Below are 26,676 nucleotides of genomic sequence, written 5' to 3'. Positions count from 1 at the left end.
GCGCGGGCCCCAGGACGCGTCAGGGGGCGGCGCCGGGCCGGGGGCGGGACGGGGGTCGTGCCGGGCCCGGGCGGGACGGGGGTCGTGCCGCGGATCATGCCGGGGCCCCCGCGCCGGCCGCGTCACCGGTGCCGTCGCCGGAGCCGTCCGACCCGTCCCCGTCCTCCAGGGCGAGCAGCGCCAGCAGCTCGGCCTCCACCTCGTCGTCGGACAGCTCCGCGACGTCCGCCGCACCGGCAGGTCCGTAGGGTCCGTACGGTCCGTCCGGCTCGTCCCGGCGGAGCACCGGGATGGCCTCCTCGGCACGGTCCGCGCGGTCCCCGGCCGTCTCCAGCAGGGCCACCGTGCCGGCCACCGTGGGGGAGTCGAAGAAGTTCCGCAGATCCAGCTCGACGCCGAACCGGCTCTGCAGCTGCGCGCCGATGCGCACCGCGGCGAGCGAGTGGCCGCCGAGGGCGAAGAAGTCGTCGTGCACCCCGACCCGGTCGATGCCCAGCACCTCCTGCCATACCTCGGCGACGGCCCGCTCCCGCTCCCCGGACGGCGCCACGAACGCGGTGGGCAGGTCCGGGCGCGGGTGGGAGCCGGCCGCCGGGGCGAGCGCCGCCATCTCCCGGGCCAGCAGCTCCGGGGTGATCGAGCGGGCCAGCCGCCGCACCGCGCCCAGGTCCCGGGCGCAGACCACCACCTGCTCGGGCACCGCGGCGGTGGCCAGCAGCCGGGCGAACACCCCGGCGCCGTCCCGCTCGTCCATGCCCTCACCGAGCGCCCGCAGCACCGAGACCCCGGTCTCCTCCCGGTCTCCCTCCGGGGGTTCGGCGGCCCGCGCCACCTGCTCCAGCAGCCCCTCCACGTCGTTGATCCGCTTGATGGTGAAGTCGGTGATCCGCACCAGCGGGCGGCCCGCCGGGTCCAGGATCTCCACGTCGCAGGTGAGCGTCTCGCCGGTGGCGTCCGCCGACTCCCGCAGCACCACGTCGCAGTGGACGGTGGCGGTCAGCGGGGCCAGCACCCGCAGGCTGCGGTAGGTGAACGGCAGGTAGTACACGTCCTGGGCGTGGATCCGGGCGGAGGCCCCGGCCACGTCCAGCAGCGCCGGGTGCAGCCCGTACTCCGCCACGTCGCCGTGGTACGCCTCGTCCAGCTCCAGGGTGACCAGCAGCCGGTCGCCGCCGGCCTGGATGCGCCGCAGGCACCGCCACCGGGGGCCGAAGGAAAACGTCATCGGGCCGCCCTGCGCGGCCTTGTCCAGCTTCAGCCGGCGGTGGATGTCCGCCTCGGTCTCCAGCACCTCGGTGACCTCCAAGCGGGCCACCACCTCGGCCAGGTCGCGCGGCTCGGCGGGCTCCGGCGCCAGGAAGCGCACCGTCCCGGCGGCGTGGTCCTGCCAGGCCCCGCCACCGCCGGGGACGCGGCTGCGCACGGTGAACCGCAGCTCCTCGCCGTCGCCCTCCACGGTGGTGTACACCTCGCGGGTCTGCCCGTCCGGCACCACCACCGGCATCATGAACAGCACGTCGCGCAGCTCGACGTCGCGCCCGGCGGCCTGTCCGGCGACCGCGGCCCGGACCAGCTCCAGGTACGTGGTGCCGGGCACCAGGCCGTGCCCCATGATGCGGTGCTCGTCCACGATCCAGCTGTCCGCGGTGGACAGCGTGGTGCGGTACGTACGGGAGTCCTCCGCCGAGCGGACCAGGCGCAGCAGCGGGTGCCCGGTGGGCTCGCCCTCCGGCTCCCCGCCCAGCCGCTCGGCCAGCCCCGCGGCCATGCCCACCCCGCGCCAGGTGTCCCAGGCCACCGACCACACCGGGGTGCCCGGCCGGCCGCGCCGGGACTGCGCGTACACGTCGAGGAAGGCGTTGGCGGCGCAGTAGTCGCTCTGCCCCGGCCCGCCCAGCACCGCGGTGAGCGAGGAGCACAGCAGCAGGAAGGCGCAGTCCGGCTCGGCGGCGACCACCTCGTCGAGCAGCACGGTGCCCACCGTCTTGGCCGCGAGCACCTGGCCGGCGTCGGCCGGCGACTTGCCCGCGATCATGCCGTTGGACGGCACCCCGGCGGCGTGCACCACCCCGGCCAGCGGCCCCAGCTCGCGCAACCGGGCGACCGCCGCGGCCAGTTCCGCCCGGTCGGTGACGTCCGCCCGCAGCAGCACGGTACGGGCGCCCAGCCGGTGCAGTTCCCGCAGCCGGCGGATGCGCACGCTGGTGGCGTCCCGCTCCCCGTGCCCGGCCAGCCAGGCGTCCCAGTCCTCCTCGGCCGGGAAGCCGGACCGCCCCAGCAGGCCGATCACCGGCTGCCGGACCTCGGCGGCGATCCGCTCCGCCAGGGCCAGGCCGACACCGCCCAGGCCGCCGGTGATCAGGTAGACGCCGCCGTCGCGCAGCCGGGTGCCGGCCGCCTCGCCCAGCTTCACCGGGTCGAAGTCGCGGACCCACCAGTGGCGTCCGCGCAGCGCCAGGTCCGGCTCCTCGGTCGGCCGGCACACCAGCGCCAGCAGCGCCGCCACGGTGTCCGGCGCCGGGGCGTACGGGTCGGCGCCGGTGATGTCCAGGGTGCGGCAGCCGGTGCCCGGGACCTCCTGCGGGATCACCGTGCAGGCGCCCAGCAGCGGGGCGTTCTCCGGCCGCAGCACCTCCTCGTCGGTCACCGCGCGCACCCCGTGGCACACCACGTCGACGGCGACCGGGCCGGCGGGCCGGGCGTCGCCGATGCCCTGGGCCAGCGCCAGCAGGCTGTCGAACCCGGTCCGGCGGGCCGCCGCCAGCCGCCCGGGCGTCAGCTCCCCGTCCGGGCCGCCGTCCGGGCCGTCCGGGACGTCGGTCAGGCTCCACAGGTGGACCACCCGCAGGGTCTCCCCGGACGCCGCGCCGGCCTCCGCCAGCAGCGCCGCGTAGTGCTCCCGGTCGGTGACGTCCACCGTCCAGGCGCCGTCCGCCGCCGGGCGCCGCAGCTCCTCGCCGGCGGTCACCGGCACCACCCGGGCGCCCTGCCCGGCCAGCCGGTCCGCCAGCTCCCGGCCCAGCGGCAGCTCCGCACCGAGCAGCAGCCACACCTGATCGGGCGCGGGCGCCGCCGGGCCGCCGTGCGGGGGCAGCCGCCGCCAGCCGGGGGTGTGGAACCACTCCTCGGCCGGGACGGCCGGCGGGGCGCCGGTGTCCGCGGCGGGCGCGCCGCCCGCGGTGGCCGGGTCCGGGTCGACCCAGAACCGCTGCCGCCGGAAGGGGTAGGTGGGCAGCCGCAGCACCCGGCCACCGGTGTCCGGGTGGAGCGCGGTCCGGTCCACCGGCACCCCGGCGCTCCACAGCTCGCCGAGCCGGCCCAGCAGATGGCGGTGGTCGTCCCGGGCGTCCTTGGGGTGCGGCAGCGAGTCGGTCGCGGTGCCGCCGGCGGGCCGGTCCCGGTGGGCGCGGGCGAAGCCGGTCAGCGTCGCGCCCGGGCCCACCTCCAGCAGCACCGTCCCGGGGTCGTCGGCGAACAGGGTGGCCAGCGCGTCGGAGAAGCGCACCGTGGCGCGCAGCTGCGTCCCCCAGTACTCCGGGCTGGTGGCCTGCTCGTCGGTGATCCAGGTGCCGGTCACCCCGGAGCAGAACGGGATCTCCGGCGCGCTCAGTTCCACCGTGCGGACCAGCTCGGTGAACGGCTCCACCGCCGCGTCCATGGCGGCCGAGTGGAAGGCGTGCGAGGTGTGCAGCGGCCGGCAGCCGACGCCGTCCGCCACCAGCGCCCGCCGCAGCTCCTCCACCGCCCCGGCCGGGCCCGAGACCACGGTCAGACCGGTGGAGTTGACCGCCGCCAGCTCCAGTCCGCCGCCCAGCCGGGCAGCGGTCTCCTCCTCGGAGAGGAAGACCCCGAGCATCGCGCCCTCCGGCATGCCCGCCACCAGCCGGCCGCGGGCGGCCACCAGCCGCACCGCGTCCGGCAGCGTGAAGACCCCGGCCAGGCAGGCCGCGACCAGCTCGCCGACGCTGTGCCCGGCCATCGCGCGCGGGACCACCCCCCAGGAGCGCCACAGCTCCGCCAGCGCGTACTCCACCGTGAACAGCGCCGGCTGGGTGTGCTCGGTGCGCCGCAGCAGCTCCTCGGCCGCCTCCGCGTCGGCGGGCGCGGGGAACAGCAGCCGCCGCGGGTCCTCACCGGTCTCCCGCGCGAACAGCTCCGCGCACCGGTCGAGCGCGGCGGCGAACACCGGCTCGGCCGCGTACACCCCGCGCGCCATGCCCGGGTACTGGGAGCCCTGGCCGGGGAAGCAGAACGCCACCGGCGCCGGGTCCGCGGCGGTCACCGCGTCGGCCGGGGTGATCCGGCGCAGCGCCGCCACCGCCTCCGCCCGGTCGGCGGCGACCACCGAGGTCCGCAGTTCCAGTGCGGTCCGGCGGTGCGCCAGGGTGTGGGCGGCGTCGGACAGGTCGGTGCCGGGGTGGCGCTCCAGGTGGTCGGCGAGGAGCGCGGCCCGCTCGGCCAGTGCCTGCCCGTCGCGCGCCGACAGCGGCAGCAGGTGCACCGGCCGTGCGGCACCGCCGCCGTCGCCGGCCGCGGCCGGGGTGGCGGGGGGCTCGGGGGCCTCCTCCAGCACCACGTGCACATTGGTGCCGCCGATGCCGAAGGCGCTCACCCCCGCCCGCCGCGGGGTCTGCCGCGCGGGCCACTCCTCGGTGGCGGAGCTGAGCCGGAACGGGCTGTCGTCCAGGCCGAGCGCGGGGTTGGGCCGCTCTCCGTGGAGGGTGGCCGGGATGGTGCGGTGCTTCAGCGCCAGCACCGCCTTGATCAGGGCGGTCACCCCGGCCGCCGCGTCCAGGTGGCCCACGTTGGACTTCACCGAGCCCAGCGCGCAGTACCCGGTGTCCTCGGTGTGCTCCCGGAAGGCGCGGGTCAGCGCGGCCACCTCGATCGGGTCGCCCAGCGCGGTGCCGGTGCCGTGCGCCTCCACGTAGCCGATGGTGGCGGCGTCCACCTCGGCCACCGCCAGCGCCTCGGCGATCACCTCGGCCTGGCCCTCCACGCTGGGCGCGGTGTAACCGGCCTTCAGCGAGCCGTCGTTGTTCACCGCGGTGCCCAGCACCACCGCGTCCACCGTGTCCCCGGCGGCGACCGCGTCGGCCAGCCGCCGCAGCACCACCACGCCCACCCCGTTGCCGGCCACCGTGCCGGCGGCGCCGGCGCCGAAGGCGCGGCAGTGCCCGTCGGGGGAGAGGATGCCGCCCGTCTCGTGCACGTAGCCGGCGCGCAGCGGCGAACTGACCGACACCCCGCCGGCGACGGCGATGTCGCACTCGCCGTTGAGCAGGCTCTGGCAGGCCAGGTGGACCGCGGTCAGCGAGGTGGAGCACGCCGTCTGCACGGTCAGGCCCGGGCCCTTGAGCCCCAGCTTGTAGGCGACGCGGGTGGCGAGGAAATCCTTGTCGCTGGCGAGCAGCGTCTGGTACGGGCCGGTGGCCCGGTACACCCGCTCGTTGGCCATCACGTTGAACAGCAGGTACGAGTTCATGCTCGACCCGGCGAACACCCCGATCCGGCCCTCGAAGGTCCGCGGGTCGCAGCCGGCCGACTCCAGGGCCGCCCAGACGCACTCCAGGAACACCCGGTGCTGCGGGTCCATCACCTCCGCCTCGCGCGGGCTGTAGCCGAAGAAGCCCGCGTCGAACATGTCGGCGTCCGGCAGCACGCCCTTGGCGGGCACGTAGGAGTCCGAGGCGAGCAGCTCCGGGGTGACCCCGGACGCGGCCAGCTCCTCCGGGGTCAGCACCGAGATGGACTCCCGGCCCGCCACCAGGTTCGCCCAGAAGGTCTCCACGTCCGGCGCGCCCGGGAACCGGCCCGCCATCCCGGTGACGGCGATCCGCTCCGGGCCCCCGTCCCCCTCCGGCACGCCGGGCCCGTCCGCCACCGGGGCGTCCGGCCCGTATCCGTCCGACCTGTACGCGTCCGACACGAGATCACCTACCGTTCCGTGAGCGCGTCCGGCGCGCCGCTGCTGCTTGACGTTGGTTCTGCGACCGGCGGCGGGTCTCGGCGCGCCCGGCGCCGTCCCGCTCCCGGCCGGCGGCGCCGGCCGGCCGCCGCAGGTGGGCGGCGAGCGCCCCCACCGTGGGGTGCTGGAAGAGCTCCACCATCGACACCTGGATGTGGTGGCCGGCCGCCAGTTCCGCCTGGAGGCGGGACATCAGCAGCGAGTGGCCGCCGAGTTCGAAGAAGTTGTCGTCCCGGCCGACCCGCTCCACCCCCAGCACCGACCGCCACACCTCGGCCAGGGTGCGCTCCAGCCCCTCCTGGGGCGCGGCGTACGCGGCCCGGGGCGCGGCGGTGAACTCCGGCGCGGGCAGCGCGGCCCGGTCCGCCTTGCCGTTGGCGGTCAGCGGCATCCGCGGCAGCGCCACGAAGGCCGCCGGCACCATGTACTCCGGCAGCCGCTCGCGCAGGTACGCGGCCAGCTCGCCGGGCTCCGGCACCGGGTCACCGGTCAGGTACGCCACCAGCCGCACGTCGTCCGCGCCGTGCCGGTGGGCGGTCACCACCGCCTCCCGCACCCGGTCGTGCCCGGCCAGCTGGGCCTCGATCTCGCCCAGTTCGATCCGCAGGCCGCGCAGCTTCACCTGGTGGTCCAGCCGGCCCAGGTACTCCACCGTGCCGTCGGCGCGGAACCGGGCCAGGTCCCCGGTGGCGTACATCCGGTCCGCCGGGCCGTCGCCGTAGGGGTCGGCCACGAACCGCTCGGCGGTCAGGTCCGGCCGGCCCAGGTAGCCCCGGGCCAGCTGCCGCCCGGCCAGGTACAGCTCGCCGGGGACCCCGAACGGCACCGGCCGCCGGTGGCGGTCGAGCACGTACACCCGGGTGTTGGCGATCGGCCGCCCGATCGGCACCGGCCGCGGGTCCCCGTCCCGGACGCACTCCCAGGCGGTGACGTCCACCGCCGCCTCGGTGGGCCCGTAGAGGTTGTGCAGCTCCGCCGGGCAGGTGGCGAGGAACCGGTCCTGCAGCTCCCGGGGCAGCGCCTCACCGCTGCACACCACCCGCCGCAGCGACGGCAGCCGGTCCACGCCCGGCTGCCGGAGGAAGACCTGGAGCATCGAGGGGACGAAGTGCGCCGTGGTGATCCGCTCGGCGCGGATGGTGTCCACCAGGTGGCCCGCGTCCCGGTGCCCGCCGGGCCGCGCCACCACCAGCGTGGCGCCGGTCATCAGCGGCCAGAAGAACTCCCACACCGACACGTCGAAGGAGAACGGCGTCTTCTGCAGCACCCGGTCGTCCGCGCCGAGCCGGTAGGCGTCCTGCATCCACAGCAGCCGGTTGCGGATCGCCGCGTGGACGTTCATCACGCCCTTGGGCTCGCCGGTGGAGCCCGAGGTGTAGATGACGTACGCCAGGTCCTCCGGGCCGACCACCACCTGCGGGTCGGTGTCCGGCTCGTCCGCCCAGGAGGCGGCCGACCCCACCACGTCCAGCACCTCGGCCGTCCCGGGCAGCACGCCGCGGGTGTCCGGCGCGGCCAGCACCACCGGCATCCCGGCGGTCCCCACCACCCGGGCCAGCCGGGCCGGCGGGTGCGAGGGGTCCAGCGGCACGTACGCGCCGCCCGCCTTGAGCACCGCCAGCAGGCTCACCACCAGCTCCACCGAGCGTTCCAGGCAGACCCCGACCGGCACGTCCCGGCCCACGCCCCGCCGGCGCAGCCGGTGCGCCAGCCGGTTGGCGCGGGCGTTCAGCTCCCGGTAGGTGACCGTGGTGCCCTCGAAGCGCACCGCGGGCGCGTCGGGCGCCAGCCGGGCCCGCTCGGCGACGCACTCGTGGACCCAGCCGGCCTCCGGCCACTCCCGCTCCGGACCGCGGCCGGCCGCCAGCACCGCCGCGCGCCCGGCCTCGTCCAGCAGCGGCAGACCGTCCACCCGGGCCGCCGGGTCGGCCGCCACCAGCTCGGCGACCCGCCGGAAGTGCCCGGCCAGCCGGTCGATGGTGTCCCGGTCGAACAGGTCCCGGTCGTACTCGAACCAGCCGGTCAGCCCGCCGCCGGCGGTGGCGAAGAACTGCAGCTCCAGGTCGAACCGGGCGCCGTCGGCGAGCAGGTTCATCCGCCGGAACTCCAGCCCGGCGATGTCCAGCACCGGCAGCGGGTCGCCCTGGTAGGACAGGCTCACCTGGAACACCGGCGGCCGGCTCAGGTCGCGCGGCGGCCGCAGCTCCTCCACGATCCGCTCGAACGGCACCCGCTCGTGGGCGTACGCCCCCAGGCACGCCTCGCGCACCCGGTCCAGCACCTCGGCGAAGGAGGGCTCGCCGTGCAGCCGGGCCCGCACCGGCAGGGTGTTGACGAAGAACCCGATGAGCGGTTCCACCTCGGCCCGGCCGCGGCCCGCCGTCGGCACCCCGACCACCACGTCGTCCTGGCCGGAGTACCGGTGGAGCAGCACCGCGAAGACGGCCAGCAGCACCATGTAGGGGGTGGCGCCGCGCGCCCGGCCCACCGCCGTCAGCGCCGCCATCAGCTCCGCGGTCAGCGCGAAGGGCACCGAGCCGCCGTTGAAGCCCTGCACCGCCGGGCGCGGCCGGTCGGTGTGCAGCGCCAGCGCCTCCGGCGCCCCGGCCAGGTGTTCCCGCCAGTACGCCAGGTCCGCGGCGAGCGCCTCCCGGCCCAGCTCCCGCTGCTGCCAGGTGGCGAAGTCCCCGTACTGGACGGCGAGCGCGGGCAGCGGCGAGGGCCGGCCGGCGGCGAACGCCTCGTACAGCGCGGACAGTTCCGACAGCAGCACCTTCACCGACCAGCCGTCGGAGACCAGGTGGTGCATGGCGGCCAGCAGGACGTACTCCTCCTCGCCGGTGCGCAGCAGCTCCAGCCGCAGCAGCGGCCCGGCGGCCAGGTCGAACGGCACCGCGAGCGCCTCGGCGATCCGGGAGTGCGGGTCCGCCGGCCCGCCGCGCAGGTCGGTCTCCGTCAGCGGCACCGCCAGCTCCCGGCGCACCACCTGCACCGGGCGGCCGTCGCGCACCTGGAAGGTGGTGCGCAGCGCCTCGTGCCGGCGCACGATCTCCTGGACCGCGGCGCGCAGCACCCCGGTGTCCAGCCGCCCGCGGATGTGCGCCGCGGCCGGGATGACGTACGCCGGGTTGTGCGGGCGCAGCTGTTCCAGGAACCAGATGCCCTGCTGCATCACCGACAGCGGGAAGACGTCCTCGGCCGGCTGCCGCTCCCGCAGCATCTTCTCGAACAGGGCGCGCTTCTCCGGCGACAGGGCCGCCAGCCGCCGCTCCAGCTCTTCACGGTCCTCAGACACCGGCTCCCTCCTCCGGTCCGGCGCCCGGCTCGGGCAGCGCGTCCAGCTCCGCCAGCAGGCGGCCCACCAGGTCGTCCTCGGCGCGCTCCACCCGCCGGATGGCGCCGCCGTCCGGGGCGGCCACGGCCGCCTCCGCTTCCGCCGGCGCCGCCGCGTCCGGGCCGGCCGGCGCGCCGTCGCCGCCGAGCCCGGCGACGATCTCCCGCGCCAGGTCCCGGACGGACGCCCCGCCCAGGAAGACCGAGATGGGCAGGAACACCCCGGTGCGGCCCTCGATCTCGTTCCGCGCCTCCACCGCCATCAGCGAGTCCAGGCCCAGCTCGTACAGCGACTGGTCGAGCCCGACGGTCTCCGGCTCGGCGCGCAGCGTCGCCGCCAGCCCGACCCGCAGCCGCTCGGCGAGCACCTCGGCCCGCTCCGGCTCCGGCAGCGCCAGCAGCTCCTCCCGGCCGGGCAGCGTCCCGGTCCGGCCGGCCGCCGTCCGGGCCGGCTGCGCGCCGCCCGCCGGGGCGGCCTCGGCAAGCAGCCGGGTCAGCAGCGGCGAGCCGGACACCTCCTGGTAGCGGCGGCCCCACTCGTCCCAGTCCACCGGCACCACCGCGGCCTGCGGGCCGGCGTGGCCCAGCAGCCGGTGGAACATCCGCAGCGCCTGCCGCGGGTCCAGGGTGCCCATGCCGGCGCTCAGGCCCGGGGTCGCCTCGGCGCCCCGCTCGGCCATGCCCAGCTCCCGCCAGATGCCCCAGTTGACGCTCACCGCCGGACGGCCGCGCTCCCGCCGGGCGTGCGCCAGCGCGTCCAGGAAGGCGTTGGCGGCCGCGTAACCGGCCACGAACGGCGAGCTGAGCAGCGAGCTGACCGAGGAGAACAGCACGAAGAAGTCCAGCTCCCGGCCCTCGAAGACCCGGTCCAGGACCACCGCGCCGCCCGCCTTGGCGCGCAGGCTCCGCTCCAGCTCCGCCGGTCCCAGCTCCAGCACCGGCACCACCTCGCCGACGCCGGCCGCGTGGACCACGCCGCGCACCGGCGGCCGGGCCTCCCGGTCGAACCGCTCCAGGAAGGCGCGGACCCGCCCCTCGTCGGCGACGTCGAGGACCTCCACGGTGACGTGCGCGCCCAGCGCCTCCAGCTCCCGGACCGCCGCCACCCGGCGGCCGGCCGCGGTGTCCGCCGGCAGCGCCGCCCACTCGCCGCGCGGCGGCAGCGGGGTGCGCCCGGCGAGCACCAGGTGCCGCGCCCCGGCCAGCACCATCGACCGGGCCACCGCCAGGCCCAGCCCGCCCAGGCCGCCGGTGATCAGATAGCTGGCGTCGGTCCGCCAGGCGACCGCCGCGGCCGGCCCGGCGGGCAGCTCCCGGCGCACCAGCCGGGCCACCAGCCGCCGCTCGCCGCGGAGCGCCACCTGGTCCTCGCCGTCCTCGAACACCGCCTCGGCCAGCAGCCGTTCGGCGAGCGCCCCGGCGTCCGCGGCCGGGTCCGGGTCGAGGTCGACCAGCCCGCCCCACAGCCCGGCGTGCTCCTGCTGGAGGGAGCGGCCCAGCCCCCACAGCGTCGCCTGGCCGGTCGCCGACGGGTCGCCGGCGCTGCCCTGCGGCCGCACCGCGCCCCGGGTGACCAGCCACAGCCGGGCCGGGGCCGCGCCGCCGGAGTGGGCCCGGGCCAGCGCCTGCACCGCCCGCACCGCGCCGAGGAACCCGGCGCGCTGGGCGTCCAGCAGCCGCGCCACCGGGTCGCCGTCACCGCTCTCACCGCCGTCCGGGGAGGCGCCGTGCGGCCCCCGGTCGTCCAGGCCCCACAGGTGCACCACGCGCAGCGCCGTGTCCCCGGGCACGGCCAGGTCCGTCACCAGTCGCCGCCAGTCCTCGGCGGAGTCCGGGCGGACCACCGCCCGCGCCGCGCCGGGTGCGAAGGCGTACGCCTCGCCGCGGTCCACCGACACACAGCGGGCGCCCTGCCCGGTCAGGAGGCCGGCCAGCCGGTCCGCCACGCCGGTGGTGTCGGCGAGCAGCAGCCAGGCCGCGCCGTCGGCGGCGGCCGGGGCCGCGGGCAGCCCGCCGCCGGCCGGTCCGGCCTCCTCCCAGGCCAGGTCGTACACCAGCTCCGCGTCCGGGAACTCCGCGTCCGCACCGTCCGCCTCGCCGCCTTCCGGCACCGTGCCGGCCCCGGCCGTACCGGCGGTCCCGGGCAGGGCCGCGGCGGCGGGCGAGCCCACCGGGGGCGGCTCCTGCCAGCAGGGGGTACGGGCGAACGGGTACCCGGGGACGGTCACCCGGGTCCGGGTGTAGTCGGCGTCGAACGCCCGCCAGTCGAGGTCCGCGCCGCGCACGTACAGCTGGGACAGCGAGTCCAGGATCACCTCCCAGTCGTCCTGGCGGGGGCGCAGGCTGGGCAGCAGCAGCGCGTCGGTGTCCGCCGGCAGGCCGTCGCTGATCAGACCGAGCAGGGTGGGCGCCGGGCCCATCTCCACGAACGCCCGGTGGCCCAGTCCGAGCACGGTGGCCACCCCGTCCGCGAACCGCACCGGCTGCCGCAGGTGGCGGCACCAGTAGTCGGCGTCCGGCGCCTGCTCCCACTCCCACAGCCGGCCGTTGAGGTTGGACACCAGCGGGATGCGGGGCGGGGTGAAGGTGATCTCCCGGGCCACCGCCCGGAACTCCTCGATGATCGGCTCGATCAGCGGGGAGTGCGAGGCGGTGGTGATGCGCAGCACCTTGGCCCGCACCCCCCGCCGGGTGAACTCCTCGCACACCGCGTCGATGACCGCGCGGTCACCGGAGACGGAGGTGTTCGCCGGGCCGTTGACCGCCGCGATCGAGACCTGGTCCTCGTACCCGGCGATGGCCGCGGCCACCTCCTCCTCGGGGGCGAACACCGTCGCCATCGCCCCGGTCCGCCCCGACTCGCGCATCAGCCGGCCGCGCGCCACGACCAGCTTCAGCCCGTCCTCCAGGCTCATCGCCCCGGCGAAGCAGGCCGCCGCGTACTCGCCGAAGCTGTGCCCCAGCACCGCGGCCGGCTCCACGCCCCAGGAGCGCCACAGCTCCGCCAGCGCGTACTCCACCGAGAACAGCGCCGGCTGGGAGTACTCCGTGCGGTAGACCGGCTGCGTGCCGTCGTCCCCGTCCCCGTCCGGCGGGTACAGCAGCGTCAGCAGCGGGATGTCCAGCATCGGCCGCAGGATCTCGTCGCACCGGTCGATGACCCGGCGGAACGTCGGCTGGGTCTCGTACAGCCCGCGGGCCATGCCCACCCGCTGCGGACCCTGCCCGGGGAAGACGAACACCGTCTCGGTGGTCCCGGCCCGCCCGGCCGCCAGCCCCACCGCGGGCATCCCGGCCAGGAAGTCGTCGAGCCGGGCGGCCAGTTCCCGGGCGTCGGAGCCCACCGCGGCCAGCCGGTGCGGGAAGTGCGAGCGGCCGGTGTTCGCGGAGAAGCACACGTCCCCGGCCGGCACCGACGGGTTCTCCGTCAGGAACCGGTGGTACCGCCCGGCCAGCTCCACCAGCGCCGCGTCGCTCTTCGCCGACAGCGCCAGCGCGGCCAGCGGGCGGCGGTCGTCCGGATCGGCGGCGGGCCGCTCGGGCGGCTCCTCCACCAGCATGTGGACGTTGGTGCCGCTGAAGCCGAAGCTGCTCACCCCGGCCAGCCGGCGGCCGGGCACCTTCGGCCACCCGGTCAGCTCGGTGGGCACCGCGAACGTGGTGCCGTCGAACGACAGGTGCGGGTTCAGCTCGTTGAAGTGCACGTTGCGCGGGATGGCGCCGCGGTTCACACAGAGCGCGGCCTTGATCAGCCCGGCGATCCCGGAGGCCGCCTCCAGGTGGCCGATGTTCGGCTTCCCCGAGCCCAGGTAGACGGTCGGGCCCTCCGGCCGGCCGTACACCTCGGCCAGCGCCTCCACCTCGATCGGGTCGCCGAGCGTGGTGCCGGTGCCGTGCGCCTCGATGTACGACACCTCCTCCGGCGCCACCCGGCCGGCCGCCAGCGCCCGCCGCAGCACGTCGCGCTGCGCGGTGCCGCTGGGCGCGGTGACCCCGGCGCTGCGGCCGTCCTGGTTGACCGCGCTGCCCCGGATCACCGCCAGCACCCGGTCGCCGTCGCGCACCGCGTCCGACAGCCGCTTGAGGACCACCACCCCGCACCCCTCGCCGCGGACGTAGCCGTTGGCCGCCGCGTCGAAGGTCTTGCACCGGCCGTCGGGCGCCACCATCCCCGGGAACTGGGAGAACGCGATGCTGGGGATGGGCGAGAGCACCACGTTCACCCCGCCGCCCAGCGCCAGGTCGCACTCCCCGGCGCGCAGGCTCTGGCACGCGGTGTGCACCGCCACCAGCGAGGCCGAACAGGCACTGTCCACCGCGACGCTGGGGCCGTGCAGGTCCAGCGTGTAGGAGACCCGGCCGGTGACGATGGAGTGCGCCGTGCCGGTGGAGGCGTACGCGGTGGCGTCCAGCGGGTCCCGCAGCGTGCGGGAGGCGAAGTCGTTGCTGCACACCCCCATGAATACCCCGGTACGGCTGCCGGCCAGCCCGGCCGGGGACTGCCCGGCGTGCTCCAGCGCCTCCCAGACCACCTCCAGGGTGAGCCGCTGCTGCGGGTCCATGGCCAGCGCCTCGCGCCGCGAGATGCCGAAGAACTCGTGGTCGAAGTGGTCGATCCGGTCCAGGAAGCCGCCCCAGCGGGTGCTCATCCGGCCCGGCGTCTGCGGCTCGGCGGAGTGGAACGCGGCCCCGTCCCAGCGGTCCGCCGGGATCTCCCCGATGGCGTCGGTGCCGTCCGCCAGCAGCTGCCAGTAGCTGTCGGCGTCGGTCACCCCGCCGGGGAACCGGCAGCCCACCCCGACGATCGCGACCGGCTCGGTGCGGGCGCGCTCGGACTCCTCCAGCCGGCGCTGCAGCCGCTCCACCGTGGCGAAGGCCCGGCGCAGGGTCGCGCCGGTCCCCGCCTGCTCCCGCGGGCCGCGCTGCGCCTCGTCCAGCGACGTCATCACTCTTCCCCTTCGTCCAGCTCGGTCAACTTGGCCAGGAGGAGCGCCTCGACGTCGCTGTCACTCAGGTCGTCGAGATCGGTTCCGGTACCGTCGGCGGGCCGCTCGTCCGCGGCGGCCTCCTCCGCACCGACGGCGGGCCCGGCCTCCAGCGCGATCTCCATGCGCTCGGCCAGGAAGGGGACGAGCGCCTCGACGGTGGGGAAGCGCCACACCACGGTGGCGGGCAGCTCCACCCCCAGCGAACTCTCCAGCCGCTTGCGCAGCTCCAGCGACATCAGCGAGTCGAAGCCCAGCCCGGCCAGCGGGGCGGTCACATCGACCTTCGCCTCGTCGCACTTGAGGACCCGCGCCACCTGCTCGGTGCAGTGCCGCACCAGCACCGCGCGGCGGCGCCGGCCGGGTTCGACCGCCAGCAGCTCCCGCCGCACCGCCCCGGCCGCCGGCCCGGTCTCCCCGGCCGCCGCGGCGGGCTCGTCCAGCAGCCCGGTGAGCAGCGGCGGCAGCATCCCGGAGCCGGCCGCGGCGCGCAGCCCCGCCCGGTCCAGCGGCAGCACCGCGGCCTGCGCGGTGGCCGTCGGCAGCAGCCGGCCCAGCGCCGCCACCCCGTCGTCCGGGTCGATGCCGACGATGCCGCGCCCGGCCAGCGCCCCGCCCCGGTCCGGGGAGGCCGCCAGGCCCGCCTCGGTCCACGGGCCCCAGTTGACGCTCAGCGCGGGCAGCCCGTGCGAGGCGCGGTGCAGCGCCAGCCCGTCCAGGAAGGCGTTGGCCGCCGCGTAGTTGCCCTGGCCGGGGGAGCCCAGCAGCGCCGCCGCCGAGGAGTACAGCACGAAGAAGTCCAGCCGGTGGCCGAGGGTGGCGCGGTGCAGGTGCCAGGCGGCCAGCGCCTTGGGCGCGGCCACCGAGGCGAACCGCTCCCGGTCCAGGCCCACCAGCACCCCGTCGTCCAGCACACCGGCGGAGTGCACCACGCCGGCCAGCGGCGGCATCGTGGCGTCGATCTCCGCCACCAGCGCGGCCACCTGCCCGCCGTCGGAGACGTCCGCGGACCGCACCGCCACCGTCACGCCCCGCTCGCGCAGCGCCGCCAGCTCCCGCCCGGCCCGCTCGCCCGGCCCGCCCCGGCCCACCAGCACCAGGTGCCGGGCGCCGGAGTCGGCCAGGTGACGGGCGGTGCGCAGACCCAGCGCGCCCAGACCACCGGTGATCAGGTACGTCGCACCGGGCCGCACCGCCGCCTCGCGGGGCCGCACCGCGACCGTCTCCGCCCCGGTCGGGCGGAGCACCACCTTGCCGGTGTGCCTCGCCTGCGCCATGTGGGAGAACGCCGCGTCCGCCGCCGCGTAGTCGAAGCAGGTCACCGGCAGCGCGGTGAACTCACCACGGGCGAAACCGGCCAGCACCTCACCGAACAGCCGCCGGATCAGCGGGAACTGCTCGGCGAAGGACCGCTCCAGGTCCACCGCGAGGAAGGACCGGTTGTGCTTGAGCGACAGCAGCCCCAGGCTGCTGTTTTTGTACACGTCCTGCTTGCCGATCTCCACGAAGCGGCCGTTGGCCGCCAGCAGGCCCAGGCTGCGCCGCAGCGCCTCGCCGGTCAGCGAGTTGAGCACCACGTCCACGCCCCGGCCGCCGGTCAGCTCCCGCACCCGGTCGGCGAAGTCCAGCGAGCGCGAGTCCATCACATGGCGCACCCCCAGGCTCCGCAGCAGCTCCCGCTTCTCCTCGGTGCCGGCGGTGGCGAACACCTCCGCGCCGTTGCGGCGCGCCACCTGGAGCGCGGCCAGGCCCACCCCGCCGGTCGCCGAGTGGATCAGGACCGTCTCGCCCTCGCCCAGATGGGCCAGGTACTCCAGCCCGTACACCGCGGTGAGGAAGGCGATCGGCAGCGCCGCCGCCTGGGCCGCGTCCAGACCGGCGGGCCGGGCGGCCACCAGCTCCTGCCGGGTGGTGGCGTACGCGGCCATCGCCGACGGGGCCACCGCCATCACCTCGTCACCGACCCGGACGTCCGTGACGCCCTCGCCCACGGCCACCACCCGGCCGGCGCACTCGGCGCCCAGCGGGGTGATGCCCGGCGGCACCCCGGGGCAGATGTCCATCGCCTTCAGCACGTCGCTGAAGTTCAGCCCGGCCGCGGCCACCTCGATCTCCACCTGGCCCGGGCCCGGCGGGACGCGGTCCCACACCGTCGGGGTGAGGCTGCCGAGAATGCCCGGCCGCTCGGCCAGCAGGCGCAGGTTGCCGTCCCGGGCCGGGTCGAAGGCGCGCCGCGGCCAGGCCGCCGGCTCGGCGGCGGGCGGGCGCCACGGCTGGAGCTCCGGCACGTACCGGGCCCCGCCGCGCAGCGCCAGCTGACTGCCGGCGACCGGCGCGGCCAGCTCCGCGGCGAGCTGCGCCGCCTCGCCGGCCGGGCGGGCCGGATCGAGGTCGATCACCACCGGGCGCAGCTCGGCGTGTTCCAGCGCGGCCACCCGCACCAGGCCCCAGACGGCCGACTGGGCGACCGCGGCGGCCGGCAGCGGCGCCGCCGTCCCGGATCCGCCGCCGGCCCGGGGCACCCGCTGGGTGCCCCGGGTGAGCACCACCAGCCGGGGCGCCCGCGGCCAGGGTCCGGCGGCCAGCTCCCGCACCAGGTGGAGCACCGAGACGGTGCCCAGGTCGCGGCCGGGGGCCAGCGGGTCGCCGGCACCGCCGGTCCCCGGTCCGGTGCCGGTCCCGGTGCCCCCGGATCCGGCGGGGGTCCCGGCGTCCGGTCCGGCGGGGGCGCCCGGGTACGGTGCCGTGTCCAGCGCGGCGTCGAGGTTCCAGGCGTGCAGCACCCCGGCGCAGCCGTCCGGGTGGGCGGCGCGCAGGTCGGCGAAGAGGGCGGCGAAGTCCTCCGCGACGCCGGGACGGACCTCGAATCGGTCCGCGTCCAGCCGCCGGTACCCGTCGCCGGCGGTCACCACCACCCAGCGCGCGCCGCGGGCCGCCGGGGCCGCGCGCAGCGCCTCGGCCACCCCGTCCCGGTCGGCCAGCAGCAGCCACCGGCCGGCCGGGACGGCGGCGCCCGCCGGAGCGGCGTCCGCGCGCCGCCAGCCGATCTCCAGCAGCGCCTCGCCGACCCGGTCCGCGACCCCCGCCAGCCGGCGCAGGGTGATCCCCTCGACCCGGCCCAGCTCCTGCCCGTCCTCGCCGAACAGCACCACCCGGCCGCCGGTGATCTCCTCGCCGGCGCGCACCGCGCCGGTCACGTCGGCGTGCGCCCACACCGGCCGCGCCCGGCCGGTGGTGAGGCGGAACGCGCCCGCGCCGACCGGCAGGTGGATCGCCGTCCCGGCGTCCGGGTCGGCGGCGAGCGCCTGCGCCAGCACCTGGAGGCAGGCGTCGAGCAGCGCCGGGTGGACGCCGTAGGCGTCCCGGTCGGCGGCGACGTCCTCCGGGACCCGCAGCCGCGCCACCGCCTCCCGCTCCCCGCGCCACAGCCCGTCCAGGCCCTGGAAGGCCGGGCCGTACTCCAGCCCCGCCCGGTGCAGCCCGGCGTAGTGCTCGCTCCGGTCCACCTCCCGGGTGCAGCGGGCCCGGACCGCCGCCAGCTCCCCGGCCGCGCCGGCGCCGTCACCGGCGGTCCCGGCCGCTGCGGCGTCCGCCTCACCGGCGGTTGCGGCCCCTCCGGGGTGCGCGGCGCCGGAGTCGTCCAGGGCGGTGCCGGCTTCTCCGGCTTCCGCGGCGCTCCCCGTGCGGTGCGTGGCGTCCGCCGTACCGTCCCCGGCGCCGTCCGGGGTCCGGAAGCCGCCGGTGGCGACCTCGGTCCAGGCCTCCTCCGGGCCGCCGTCGCCGCCCCGGCTGAACAGCCGGAACGTCCCGGCACCCGAGCCGTCCCCGGTGAGCACCAGCTGGAGCGTGGGCTCCTGGGCCCGCTCGCGCACCACGGTCAGCCCGGTGAAGCGCACGTCCTCCAGCGCGGCCCCGCCGCCGGCGGTGGCCCGGACGGCGGCGAGCGCGGTGTCCAGCACCAGGGCGGCGGGCAGCACCACCGCGCCGTCCACCCGGTGGTCGCGCAGGTAGCCGAACCCGTGAAGGTCCACGGCCGCGGTCCAGTGCCAGGTGCCCGGCTCGGTCGCCGAGCGCAGCCGGTCCGCCAGCAGCGGGTGCCCGTGGTGGTCCGGGCGGCGCCGGCGGCCGGTGACGTCGTCGTGCCAGTACCGCTGCCGCTGCCAGGGGTAGGACGGCAACGGCACCATCGGCACCGTGCGGGTGCCGTGCAGCAGGCTCCAGTCCACCGGGAACCCGGCCGCGTACAGCCGGCCCAGCTCGCCCAGGAGCCCGGCGCGGCCCGGGTCGTCGCGGCGCAGCGAGGCCACCACCGCGCCCCGCGCGCCCTGCAGGGACAGCCGCTCGGTCAGCGCGTCACCCAGCATCTGCTGCGGGGAGATCTCCACGAACACGTCGTGGCCGGCGTCGGCGAGCGCGGTCACCGCCCGGTCGAAGAGCACCGGCCGGCGCAGGTTCTCGCCCCAGTACCCGGCGTCCAGCCGCTCGCCCGCCACGAACCCGGCGGTGACGGTGGAGAACACCGGGACCGCCGCCGGGCCCGGGCGCAGCCCCTCCAGCGCCCCGACGAGGTCCTCGCGCAGCGGATCCATCAGCGGGCAGTGGGAGGCGAAGTCCACCGACTCCAGGACGCGGCAGAACAGCCCCTCCGCGTCGAGCGCCGCCGCCAGCTCCTCCAGCGGCCCGGTGGCGCCGGAGAGCACGGTGGTGGCGGGGCCGTTGCCGGCGGCCACCCACACCCGCTCCACGCCGCGCTCGGCGAGCAGTTCCCGGGCCCGCTCCTCGGGCACCCCGACCACCGCCATCCGGCCGTTGCCCTTCCCGGAGCGGATCACCCGGCCCCGGTGCAGGGCCACCCGCAGCGCGTCCGGCAGGCTCAGGGCGCCGGCCACCTGGGCGGCGGCGATCTCCCCGACGCTGTGGCCGACCACGGCGTCCGGGAGCACCCCCCGGGAGCGCCACACCGCCGCCAGCGCCACCTGCACGGCGATCAGCGCCGGCTGGCCGACCGCCGGGTCCGCCAGCCGCGACGCGCCGCGGTCGGCGGCGAGCTGCTCGCCCAGCGACCAGTCGGTGTGCCCGGACAGGATCCGGTCGCACTCCTCGATCACCTCGCGGAACACCGGCTCGGCGGTGAGCAGGTCCGCGGCGAGCGGCCACCAGCGGGGCCCCTGGCCGGCGAAGACGAACACCGTGCGGGGCCGCCGGCCCACCCGGCGGCGGCCGGCGGACAGCCCGGGCCGCTCGGCGTCCTCGCCGAACGCCCGCAGCGCCGCGGCGAGTTCCGCCGCGTCCGCGCCGGTGCAGGCCAGCCGGTGCTCGTGGTGGGTGCGGCGCAGCGCCGCCGCGGCGCACAGCCGGGCCGTGCCGGCCCGGCCCGCCGGGCCCTCCAGTTGACCCGCGTAGCGGGCGGCCAGCTCGCGCAGCGCCTGTTCGTCACGGGCGGATACGGCCAGCAGGTGCGGCCCGCCGGCTTCCGCTTCGGCCCCGGGGGCGGCGCCGGCGGGGGCCTCCTCGACCACCAGGTGGGCGTTGGTGCCGCCGAAGCCGAACGAGCTGACGCCGGCCAGTGCCGGACGGTCGGCCGCCGGCCACCGGCGCTGCCGGTCGGCGACCTCCAGGGGGAGTTCGTCGAACGGGATGTGCGGGTTGGGCCGGATGAAGTGCAGGGTGCGCGGCACCGTGCGGTGGCGCAGCATCAGCGCCGTCTTGATCAGCCCGGCGATGCCGGCCGCCGCCTCCAGGTGGCCCAGGTTGGACTTGACCGAGCCGATCAGGCAGGGCCGGTCCGGCTCCCGGCCGTCGCCGACCACGGCGGCGAGCGCCTTCGCCTCGATCGGGTCGCCGAGCAGGGTGCCGGTGCCGTGCGCCTCCACGTAGTCCACCCGCTCCGGCCGGACCCCGGCGTCGGCGTAGGCGGCGCGCAGCACCGCCTCCTGGGCCTGCGGGTTGGGCGCCATGATGCCGTTGCTGCGGCCGTCCTGGTTGACCGCGCCGCCACGGATCACGCAGTAGACGGTGTCCCGGTCGGCGAGCGCGCGGCGCAGCGGCTTGAGGACGACCGCGCCGGCGCCCTCGGCGCGCACGTAGCCGTCGGCGCGGGAGTCGAAGGGCTTGCACCGCCCGTCCGCGGCCATCGCCCCGGCCTTGCTGAAGTTGACGGCGAGGGCGGGGGAGAGGATGACGTTCACCCCGCCGGCGATCGCCATCGTGCAGTCGCCGCGCGCCAGGCTGCGGACGGCGGTGTGCACCGCGACCAGGGAGGAGGAGCAGGCGGTGTCCACGGCCATGCTCGGCCCGCGCAGGTCGAACAGGTACGACAGCCGGTTGGCGGCGATGCTGAAGGCGTTGCCGGTGCCGGAGTAGGCGTCGATCCCGGTCAGGTCCCGGAACTGCTCCTGGAGGTAGTCGCTGGTGGCGATGCCCACGAAGACCCCGGTGGCGGAGCCGGCCAGTTCCTCGGCCGCCACCCCGGCGTCCTCCAGCGCCTCCCAGGCCACCTCGGCCATCAGCCGCTGCTGCGGGTCCATCCGGCTCGCCTCGTGCCCGGAGATGCCGAAGAAGTGCGGGTCGAACCGGTCCACGCCGTCCACGAACCCGCCCCAGGCGGTGGTGGTCTTCCCCGGTACGGACGGGTCCTCGTCGAAGTGGTCGGCGGCCCGCCAGCGGTCCTCGGGCACCTCGGTGACCGCGTCCCGGCCCTCGGTCAGCAGCCGCCAGAACGCCTCGGGGCCGTCCGCGCCGCCCGGGAAGCGGCAGCCGATCCCCACCACCGCGACCAGGTCGTCCTCCGGGTCCCGTGGTCCGGCCCCGGCGCCTTCGGCCGGTTCGCCGGACGGTCCGCCCGCCGGGCCGGCCGGGCCGGTGCCGGCCGGGTCGGTCAGGTGGCCGGCGAGCGCCTCGACGGTGGGGTACTCCCAGACCGCGGTGGTGGGCACCGGCCGGCCCAGCCGCTGCTCCACCTCGCCCACCAGTCCGATCAGGTCCACCGAGCGCAGCCCGTAGCCGGCCAGCGGGCGGCGGGTGTCCACCTCGGCGGCGGGCATGCCGAGCCGGTCGGCCAGCCGGCCGGCCAGCCACTCCTCCAGCTCCGCCCGGGCCGCCGGGTCACCGGCGGGCGCGGCGGCCCGCGCGGCGGGGGCCGTGGCCGCGTGCCCGTCCGGGGCCGCGGCGGGAACCGGGCCGGCGGGGTCCGGGCCGGCGGTGTCCGGGCCGGCGTCCGTCCGGGGGCCGGCGGCGGGGTCCGCGGTGCCGGTGCCGGCTCCGGTGGTTCCGGAGGCCGCCGTCCCGCCGGCCGCCGGGGCGTCCCAGGAGGCCAGCCGCTTGAGGTCGCCGGCGAGGAAGGCGGCGAGCGCGGCGGACCGCTGGAGCTTGCCGCTGGAGGTCTTGGGGATGCTGCCCCGGCGCAGCAGCACGATGTGGTGCGGACGCAGCCCGTGCTCCTCGGCCAGCCGTGCCCGGACCGCGTCGAAGATCCCCGCGGCCACCGCCGGCTCCGGCCGTCCGGTGACCTCCTGGAGGACCACCAGCCGCTCCTCGCCGTCCGCGTCGTAGGCGCAGGCCACCCCGTTGCCGGGGCGCAGCAGCGGGTCACACTCCTCCACGGTCCGCTCGATGTCCTGCGGGTAGTGGTTGCGGCCGGCCACGATGATCAGGTCCTTGGCCCGCCCGGTGACGTGCAGTTCGGTGCCGTCGAGGAAGCCCAGGTCCCCGGTGCGCAGGAACGGACCCTCCGCGGAGTCCGCCAGCTGGGCCGCGAAGACCTCCGCGCTCTCCTCGGGGCGTTCCCAGTAGCCCTGCGCCACGCTCGGGCCGGCCACCCAGATCTCACCGATGGTGCCGGCCGGCACCCGGGTCCGGGTCCGCGGGTCCACGATCTCGATCCGCTGGTCGTCCACCGACCAGCCGCACCCCACCGAGGTGCGGACGGGCCCGTCGCCGGTGGCGGCCTCGGCGCGGTGGCCGGCCAGCGCATCCGCCGCCAGCTCGCGCAGCACCGGTTCCGCGGTGCGGCTGCCGGCCGAGACGCACAGGGTGCCCTCGGCCAGCCCGTAGCAGGGCAGGAACGCCGAGCGGCCGAAACCGCTGGGGGCGAAGGCGCGGGTGAACCGGTCGAGGGTCTCGGCGCGCACCGGTTCGGCGCCGCTGAACGCCACCCGCCAGCCGCTCAGGTCCAGTTCGCGGCGCTCGGCCTCGGAGATCCGCTCCACGCACAGGTCGTACGCGAAGTTGGGGGCGCCGCTGATGGTCGCCCGGTACTCGGAGATCGCGCGCAGCCAGCGCAGCGGCTGCTTGAGGAAGGCGACCGGTGACATGAAGGTGGTCGGGAACGCCCCGAAGGCGGGGGCCAGCAGACCGCCGATCAGCCCCATGTCGTGGTACGGCGGCAGCCAGGTGACCATGTGGTTGTCCGGCTCCCGCCCGTACAGCCGGTCGTTGATGCACCGCAGGTTGTGCACCAGGTTGCCGTGGCCGACCACCACGCCCTTGGGCCGCCCGGTGGAGCCGGAGGTGTACTGGAGGAACGCGGGGTCCGCGGGCCGCGCGGCCGGGTCCCGCCAGCCGTCCGCGGCGGCGTCCTCGATCCGGTCCACCGCGAGCCAGTCCAGGCCCTCCAGGCCGGGCGCGTGCCGGGCGAACTCCCCGGCCGAGGCGGCGATCTCCTCGGTGGCCAGCACGGCGGCCGGCCGGGCGTCGGCCACCACCCCGGCCAGCCGGGGCAGGGTCCGCTTCATCAGCAGCGGGTCCGGCGGGTACACCGGGACGGCGATGACCCGCGCGTAGAGGCAGCCCAGGAAGGACGCGAGGTAGTCGAGCCCCGGCGGGCAGACGATCAGCGCCCGGTCACCCGGCGCGACCCGCCGCCCGAGCGTCGCCGCAATGGCCCGCGCGCGAACGTCCAGCGCCCGCCCGGTGAGCTCCGACGGAGCCCCGTCGGCATTCGCCAGGAAGCGGTACAGCACCTTTTCGGGATGCGTCTGGAAAACGGTACGGAAATGCCCGACAAGCGTCTCGTCATCGGTACCGGAAGCGTACGGTGGCTCGAATGTGCCGCTCGATGGTGTCGAATCGGCGTCTTCTTCATGAATGCGCAACGTCTCGCTCCGGAATCAGTGCCAAAAGTCTTCACGCATGCCACGGACCACCCCCGTCATGTCCGGCGGGCGGACCTTTTCCCGTTTTTTCTACCGGTGGGTCCCGCGCCCGTCCGGGCGGCACACGATCGCGGCGGACCGCTGGCTGGAAGCAGTCCGCCGCGTTCGAATGAAAAAGGGTGGGGATGTCTTCGGAAGGACGGGAGTGTGAACAATCGACGGTAAGGAATGCGTCGCGTCTCTGTTTTCCGGCATCCTTCACCCCCCTGTCGGCAGCGCTCCGCCCGGTGGGGCGTATGCGTTCTGGCCGCTTGAAGTTGTGCAATACAACGATCTGGCGAACATGGAATGCGCGTCGGAGCCGCTCCGCCGCCGGTCGGTCCGGTTCATCTCCGGGCCGGGACGCGCCTGCGCGGGGTGCGGATCTTTCGCAGAAACAAGCTGGCGAGATTGCACACCGAGAAGAGAACCGCGTCAATGGTGCAGCGGAAAAAGGGCATTCCGTTCAATGAGGAGATAGACTCCCTCTCGGGCGAAGCGGAATGCGCCGGTTGGTGGGTGTCGTCCCCTTTTGGGGTCCCTGATCGGGCCGCCGGTTCATCCCACCGTCACCACGATGTCGCGCTGGGTGAGCCGACCCGGCATGTTTCGATGTCCGAGGGGTGGATAACCCGCTGCCCGGGACGGGGCGGTGTGCCGCCGGCCGGCGGCGGGGAGCGTCCACCCTACCGGCGCACCCCGGGCCCGGCGTCCGGGCCGGCCCCGCCGCCCGCCCGCTCCAGCAGCCGCCGGTGCTCCTCGGCACCGACCCGCTCCCCGGAGGACGGCAGCAGCCGCGGAACGCCCTCCAGCACCGGATACCGCAGCCGCAGACGGGGGTTGTAGAGCGCGTCCCCCGGCGGGATCAGGAGCAGCGGCCCCTTGTCCAGCGGGCAGGCGAGGATCCTCAGCAGCGGGTCGTCGGGGTTCATGGCGGCGTCCTTCACGGTCGGGGGGCGGGGGAAGTTCGGGGCGGGGCGGGGGAGCCGGGGACGGCGTGGCGGGCCGGCCCCTCGGCGCGGGCGGCGGACGCGGGCTCAGGAGGCTCCGAGGAGTCGCGGGGCGACGGGGGCAGGGCCGGGCGGCCCCGGGGAGGCCGCGCCCAGGGTGTGCGCGGGGGACAGCGGACGACGGGCCGGCAGCGGGCCGCCCGCGCCGGTGTCCCCGGCGCCCGCGCCGGTGTCCCCGGCGCCCGGGGCGTGAGGGGCGGGTTCCCGGGCGTACGGACCCGGAGCCGGGCCGGTGGAGCCGGGCGGCCCGGTCTCCTCCTCGTGGCGGGGCAGGGTGAGCAGCACGCCGACCGCCAGCGCGGTGCCGCCCAGCCGCAGGGCCAGCCGTACCGGGTCCGCGGGCAGCGGCTCACCGAACACCGCGGTGCCGCAGACGACGGTGAAGACACAGGTGACCGTGGTGCACACCGGCACCAGCAGCGAGGCCCGGCAGCGCTGGAGCGCGGCCTGGGACAGCACCAGCCCGGTGGCGCCGGTGACCAGCAGCAGGTACGGGTACGGGGACGCCGCCAGCGCGGCGGGCGGCGATGTCGGGCCGCCGTCCCCCAGCAGCCCCGACACCCCCTTGATGGCCAGCGAACTCACCCCGTACAGCAGGCCGATGGCCACGCCGTACGCCACCCCCGCGGTGGGCAGCCGGTGCCGCCGCGCGGCCCGGCGCTCCGCCGCCGCGTACACCCCCAGCGCGGCGGCCAGCGAGGGCCCGCACACCGCCAGCAGCACGCCGGTGGGCGCCGTCCGGCCGATGTCCTCCCCGCCGCGCAGCGAGGCGACCACCATCGCCAGGGACACCAGGATCAGCGCCACCCCGCGCCGCTCCCGGGCGCCGATCCGTTCGCCCAGCACCACCGAGGAGAGCACCACCAGCAGCACCAGCCCGGAGACGAACAGGCCCTGGGCGGCGGCGATCGGCAGCTTCCGGTACACCAGCAGCTGGGCGCCGAACCCCAGCGCCAGCGCGACCGCGCCGCCCAGCCACAGCGGACTGCCCAGGACGTGCCGCAGCAGCCGCGCCGGACTGGTGGCGCGCAGCGGGGGCATCCGGGCCAGGGCCCGCTTCTCCAGCACGAAACCGGCGCTGTAGAGGACGTTCGCCAGCAGGGCGCCCGCGACACCCCAGAGCACCGCCTACACCCGCCTCGCGTGGACCAGCAGGATGGAGGCGAGCGACGGCAGCCGGCAGGCGGCCCGGTCCAGGGCGCGCAGCGGACGCGGCACCCCGTGGAACGGCGCGCCGGCGGTACGGACCACCTCGAACCCCGAGGCGGTGAGGAGGGAGCGGAGCGCCCGCGCGGTGCACAGCCGCAGGTGCCCCACCACCTGTTCGCCCGGGCGGCCGTGCACCCCGCGCAGGCTCACCTCGGAGAACACCGGCTGCACCCCGGCGAGCAGCAGCCCGCGGTTGTACCAGGCCGCCAGGTTCGGGGTGGACAGCAGCAGGTGGCCGCCGGGCCGCAGCACCCGGCGCAGCTCGTCCAGCGCCGCGTCCGGGTCCACCAGGTGCTCGATCACCTCGCCGAACACCACCGCGTCGGCGCTGCCGGAGGCGAACGGCAGTCCGCCGCCGGAGATGTCGCCGCGCACCACGGCCGGCAGCCGCGTCGCGGCCCGGCGCAGCGCGTCCCGCGACCAGTCCACGCCGACCACCCGGTGGCCGCGGAGCAGCGGCAGCGCGAGGGCCATGGCCGAACCGTCCCCGCAGCCGACGTCCAGCACCGTCGCCGGGGCGCCGGGGTGCGCCGGGCCCAGCGCCCGGGCGAGCATCCGGGCCTGGCGGCGGCTGCGTTCGGCGCCCGAGGCGACCGGCACCGCGGGGTTCTCGTAGAACCCCCGCAGCCCGGCCCCGGCGGCGGACGACCCACCGGCCGTGCCGTCCGGGGCGGCGGTCGGGGGTACGGCCGTGGTGCCGGGGGCGGCGGTGCCGGCCGGGCGACCGGTCGGGGGCACGGCTGGTGCGGCCTCGGCGGGTGTTGCTGCCCTCGGGGGTCCGGACCGTCCCGGGGCCCGGCCGCGCGGTGGCGGAGGTGGCGCCGGCCGGCCCGCGGTCCGACGCGGCGGCGCCCGGCGCGGGTACCGCGGGGCCCGCGGCGAGGGCGGGCGGTCGGCGCGGGTACGGCGGCTGCCGGTCGCGTCGGTCGCGTCGGTCGCGTCGGTCGGGCCGGTGGTCCCTGGGACTCCCGCCGGCCGGGCCGGGGAGGGTGTTCCGGGGGCCGGGGCGGGGGTGGCCGTGGGGGCGCGGGGGTGGTGCG

The 26,676-nt window shown here is 77.0% G+C and carries 7 protein-coding genes; all 7 read right to left on the bottom strand.

Annotation, left to right across the window (positions count from 1 at the left end):
- Positions 1-94 precede the first annotated feature (94 nt).
- The 7 genes from IHE55_RS07675 to IHE55_RS07645 all read right to left on the bottom strand — a co-directional run bounded on the left by IHE55_RS07675 (position 95) and on the right by IHE55_RS07645 (position 26,263).
- Positions 95-5,929 (bottom strand): type I polyketide synthase, encoded by a 5,835-nt coding sequence (locus IHE55_RS07675; RefSeq protein WP_307826555.1) that lies wholly within the window; start codon positions 5,927-5,929, stop codon positions 95-97.
- Positions 5,930-5,933: 4 nt separating this feature from the next.
- Complete coding sequence (locus IHE55_RS07670) at positions 5,934-9,263, bottom strand: non-ribosomal peptide synthetase (RefSeq protein ID WP_307826554.1); 3,330 nt, start codon at positions 9,261-9,263, stop codon at positions 5,934-5,936.
- The gene (locus IHE55_RS07665) at positions 9,256-14,247 is read right to left on the bottom strand and encodes a type I polyketide synthase (RefSeq protein ID WP_197988335.1); all 4,992 of its coding nucleotides are present in this window, start codon (positions 14,245-14,247) and stop codon (positions 9,256-9,258) included. The genes IHE55_RS07670 and IHE55_RS07665 overlap by 8 nt, the downstream gene beginning before the upstream one ends.
- On the bottom strand, positions 14,247-23,378 hold the full coding sequence (locus tag IHE55_RS07660; RefSeq protein WP_269671485.1) for a type I polyketide synthase: 9,132 nt from the start codon (positions 23,376-23,378) through the stop codon (positions 14,247-14,249). The genes IHE55_RS07665 and IHE55_RS07660 overlap by 1 nt, the downstream gene beginning before the upstream one ends.
- 725 nt (positions 23,379-24,103) lie before the next feature.
- Entirely contained in the window at positions 24,104-24,349 is a 246-nt protein-coding gene (locus IHE55_RS07655) for a Trm112 family protein (RefSeq protein WP_197988333.1), read from the bottom strand.
- Between the two features lie 105 nt (positions 24,350-24,454).
- Positions 24,455-25,552 (bottom strand): hypothetical protein, encoded by a 1,098-nt coding sequence (locus IHE55_RS07650; protein WP_307826553.1) that lies wholly within the window; start codon positions 25,550-25,552, stop codon positions 24,455-24,457.
- A 3-nt stretch (positions 25,553-25,555) separates the two neighbouring features.
- Positions 25,556-26,263, bottom strand: a complete 708-nt coding sequence (locus IHE55_RS07645) for a class I SAM-dependent methyltransferase (protein WP_197991853.1) — start codon at positions 26,261-26,263, stop codon at positions 25,556-25,558.
- Positions 26,264-26,676: the final 413 nt, after the last annotated feature.

Source organism: Streptomyces pactum, assembly GCF_016031615.1.
Taxonomy (GTDB): domain Bacteria; phylum Actinomycetota; class Actinomycetes; order Streptomycetales; family Streptomycetaceae; genus Streptomyces; species Streptomyces pactus.
The sequence above is the reverse complement of the archived record's forward strand: the minus strand, read 5'-3'. Positions and strand labels throughout refer to the sequence as shown.

Coding starts and splice junctions, on each gene's coding strand:
- IHE55_RS07665 (WP_197988335.1), bottom strand. CDS start 14,247: ATGACGTCGCTGGACGAGGCGCAGCGCGGCCCGCGGGAGCAGGCGGGG.
- IHE55_RS07655 (WP_197988333.1), bottom strand. CDS start 24,349: ATGAACCCCGACGACCCGCTGCTGAGGATCCTCGCCTGCCCGCTGGAC.